The sequence below is a fragment of the Allobosea sp. CER48 genome (assembly GCF_044752385.1).
Classification (GTDB): domain Bacteria; phylum Pseudomonadota; class Alphaproteobacteria; order Rhizobiales; family Beijerinckiaceae; genus Allobosea.
This window is the reverse complement of the sequence record NZ_JBIWYK010000384.1, coordinates 1-3,099: the sequence shown is the minus strand read 5'-3', so window position 1 is coordinate 3,099 and position 3,099 is coordinate 1. Positions and strand designations below refer to the sequence as shown.

Sequence of the window (3,099 nt, the reverse complement as noted above, 5' to 3'; positions counted from 1 at the left end):
CAATGCCCAGAGCGTGAGGCGCTGGCGCACCGTGGCCTTGAAGAAACTGGGGAACATGGCGCCCTGCGTCGGATGACCGCGCAGAACATCGCTCAAATGACCTTAAAAGCCGATTAACCTAACGAAAGCGGCCCGAAGCGAACTTCGGGCCGTCATCGTTCTCAGAGCTTTGTTCTCAGAGCTTCTCGACCTGGCCGTATTCCAGCTCGACCGGCGTGGCGCGGCCGAAGATCGAGACAGCGACCTTGAGGCGGGCGCGGGCGTGGTCGACATCCTCGACGACGCCGTTGAACGATGCGAAGGGTCCGTCGGCCACCTTGACCTGCTCGCCGACCTCGAAAACGATCGTCGGCTTCGGGCGCTCGATGCCCTCTGCGACCTGGCCCTTGATCCGCATCGCCTCATGCTCGGGAATCGGCATGGGCTTGGCCTTGTCGGCGCCCAGGAAGCCCGTGACCTTCGGCGTGTTCTTGATGAGGTGGTAGACCTCGTCGGTCATCTCGCACTTCACCAGCACGTAGCCCGGGAAGAACTTGCGCTCGGTGTCGACCTTGCGGCCGCGGCGGACCTCGACGACCTTCTCGGTCGGCACCAGCACCTCGTCGAACTTGTCGGCGAGGTTGCGCTGCGCCGCCTGGTCGCGGATCGACTGGGCGACCTTGTTCTCGAAGTTGGAATAGGCGTGGACGATGTACCAGCGGGTGCTCACGTTCGTAATTCCGTTCAACGGGCGCCGAGGATGATGCCGAGCACCCAGCGGATGACGGTGTCGGTGAAGAGGAAGAACAGGCTGGAGACGACCACCATGGCGAGCACGAGGCCCGTGGTGATCAGCGTCTCGCGGCGGGAAGGCCAGGTGACCTTGGACGCCTCCGAGCGCACATCCTGCAGGAACTGGAAGGGATTGGATTTCGCCATGAACCACCTCGGGTGCCGATGCGGCTGGCGGCCCTGCCGCGCGCCGAATCGGCCGTCCTGAAACATTCGCGGCGCGGGACCCGGGGAGGGTCGCGCGCCGTCGTTGCAAGCCTCTTACATCGCCTGAGGCCTTTAGCCAAGACCCTTTCGGGGCCCGCCTGTCAGCTGCGGCTCCCCGCCATCAGCAGGAAGAAGGGCCGCTCGCGTTCCTTCGCCCAGCCCGGCTCGGCGCTGACCTGCTCGCGGCTCGGCGCCCACTCGACCAGCCTGCCAAGCGCGAAACCGGCATCGAGAAGCAGGTCGAGATAGGTCGCAATGGTGCGGTGGTGCTTGACCACGCCCTGTGCCAGCCAGTTGCTGACGCGCTCGCCCTCGTCGAGATAGCCGTTGACCGGCCAGGTCGCGCGGCCATCGGCATCGACGAGCCATTCCTGCCGCACCGGCGCCGTCATGATCGGATGCTCGACCGAACAGACCAGTGCGCCACCCGGCCGCAGCGCCGCATGGGCGCGCGCGAACACGCCGCCGAGATCAGCGACATAGTGAAAGGCGAGCGAACTGTAGAGGAGGTCGAAGGCCGCGGCCGGCGGCGCATAGCTCTCGAGATCGGCTTGCTCGTAGACGACGCCACAATCGCTCGTCTCGCTCCGCGCCCGGTCCAGCATATTCCCGGAGACATCGACTCCGAGGATGCTTGCAGCCCCCTCGCCTGCCGCGAAGCGACAGAACCAGCCGAATCCGCAGCCGAGATCGAGAACATCCTTGCCGGCGAGGTCCGGCAGCATCGAACGCAATACCGGCCATTCCGGCGCGCCCGCCAGCCCTTGGACGGAGCGCGGCAACTGGCTGTAGCCGGCGAAGAAGATCTCGTCGTCGTAGATGTTCTGGGTCAAGGGCGCCTCGCCAACCTGCCTGGCTCCGGGCGCATCATCAGTCGCCAGTGGGACGACTGGCAGGGGCAGCAGGGCTCGAACCCGCGACCTGCGGTTTTGGAGACCGCCGCTCTACCAACTGAGCTATACCCCTGCAGGTGCGCGTCATGTGCCCCAAGGCGCCGCGCAATTCAAGTCGAAATCTCGCGTCATCCTCATTTGCTGTAGGGACCGAGTTCGCGAGCATAGCGCTCGACCAGCCTCAGCCCGAATTCGGTCGGCCTGAGGGCCGGGCCGCGATCATGGATCGGGATGCCGGAGCGCGCGCCGAATATGCGCTTGCCATAACAGATCAGCGTCTCGATCGACTGCATGATGAACGTGATCGCCGGCAGGACCTCGCGATAGGCGGCATCCGCCCCGGCCTCGTCGCCGGCCATGTAGCGGTTATAGGCGCGCAAGGCATGGTCGATGGTATCGGGCGCCAGGATCATGCCGCTGCAGCCCGCCCGGAAATTGTCGATCAGCTCGAGCCCGCCGCGGCCGTTGAGAATCGGCAGCCGGCCTTCCGTCACCGCAATCAGCCGCTCGATCTCGACGACCGAGCCCTCGCCCTTGATCAGGCCGATGTTCGGGTGCCGGTGCGTCAGCTCGCGAATGTCCTCGGCAGAGAGACCGCGCCCCATATAGGCGGGCGCGTTCTGGATCGCGACCGGCAACGAGGTCGTGTCGGCGATGCGCCCGAAGAAGCTGATGTACTCCGCCGCGCCGAAGTTGCCGACCATCGGCGGCTGCAGGATGACCCAGTCGGCGCCGTTCTTCTCGGCGACCTTCACGAGCTCGACCTGCTCGGCCACCGAGGAGCCGAAGATCGTGAACGCGAGCGGCTTCCTGCCGGCGACATCCTCGGCCATCCACTCCATCACGGTGCAGCGCTCTGTGAAGCTGAGCTTGGAGACCTCGGTGGCGAGCCCCAGCGCCGCCATGCCCTGGACATCGAGATCGACGCTGATCAATGCCTGCTTGCGCATCGCGGCCCGGTCGAGCCGCTCGTGCTCATCGAACAGCGCGAAGACGATCGAATGGATGCCCGGAAAGGGCGGCTTGAACGGCATGGGCAGTCTCCTCCACAGCGGAGCGGCTGGCCCGCTCTCTCACAGCGATTGAGAGCATGGAATGCCGGCGCAGCGCAGACCATGCGGCTGAAGTCGCCCTTGCGCTCAAGACATGGGCACGGCTGGAAGGAGACAAAAGAAAAGGGGCAGTGTCGCCACCGCCCCTCCCCGGATCATTTATGCGCGTCGATCAG

4 protein-coding genes and 1 tRNA gene are annotated in these 3,099 nt (G+C 65.4%); all 5 read right to left on the bottom strand.

The window, feature by feature from the left end:
• Positions 1-175: 175 nt before the first annotated feature.
• The 5 genes from nusG to ACIPIA_RS13200 all read right to left on the bottom strand — a co-directional run bounded on the left by nusG (position 176) and on the right by ACIPIA_RS13200 (position 2,905).
• Positions 176-709, bottom strand: coding sequence for a transcription termination/antitermination protein NusG (gene nusG / locus ACIPIA_RS13220; protein WP_265059856.1), 534 nt, complete (start codon positions 707-709; stop codon positions 176-178).
• Positions 710-723: 14 nt separating this feature from the next.
• Positions 724-918: a preprotein translocase subunit SecE gene (gene secE / locus ACIPIA_RS13215; RefSeq protein WP_149128638.1), complete on the bottom strand. Its 195-nt coding sequence runs from the start codon at positions 916-918 to the stop codon at positions 724-726.
• A 161-nt stretch (positions 919-1,079) separates the two neighbouring features.
• Positions 1,080-1,811: a class I SAM-dependent methyltransferase gene (locus tag ACIPIA_RS13210; RefSeq protein ID WP_400510211.1), complete on the bottom strand. Its 732-nt coding sequence runs from the start codon at positions 1,809-1,811 to the stop codon at positions 1,080-1,082.
• A 57-nt stretch (positions 1,812-1,868) separates the two neighbouring features.
• A tRNA-Trp gene (locus ACIPIA_RS13205) sits at positions 1,869-1,944 on the bottom strand.
• A 61-nt stretch (positions 1,945-2,005) separates the two neighbouring features.
• A complete protein-coding gene (locus tag ACIPIA_RS13200) occupies positions 2,006-2,905 on the bottom strand; it encodes a dihydrodipicolinate synthase family protein (protein ID WP_400510209.1) in 900 nt (299 codons plus the stop codon).
• Positions 2,906-3,099: the final 194 nt, after the last annotated feature.

Excerpts from the sequence above, each read along its gene's own strand:
- secE (WP_149128638.1), bottom strand. The coding sequence starts at position 918 with ATGGCGAAATCCAATCCCTTCCAGTTCCTGCAGGATGTGCGCTCGGAG.
- ACIPIA_RS13200 (WP_400510209.1), bottom strand. The coding sequence starts at position 2,905 with ATGCCGTTCAAGCCGCCCTTTCCGGGCATCCATTCGATCGTCTTCGCG.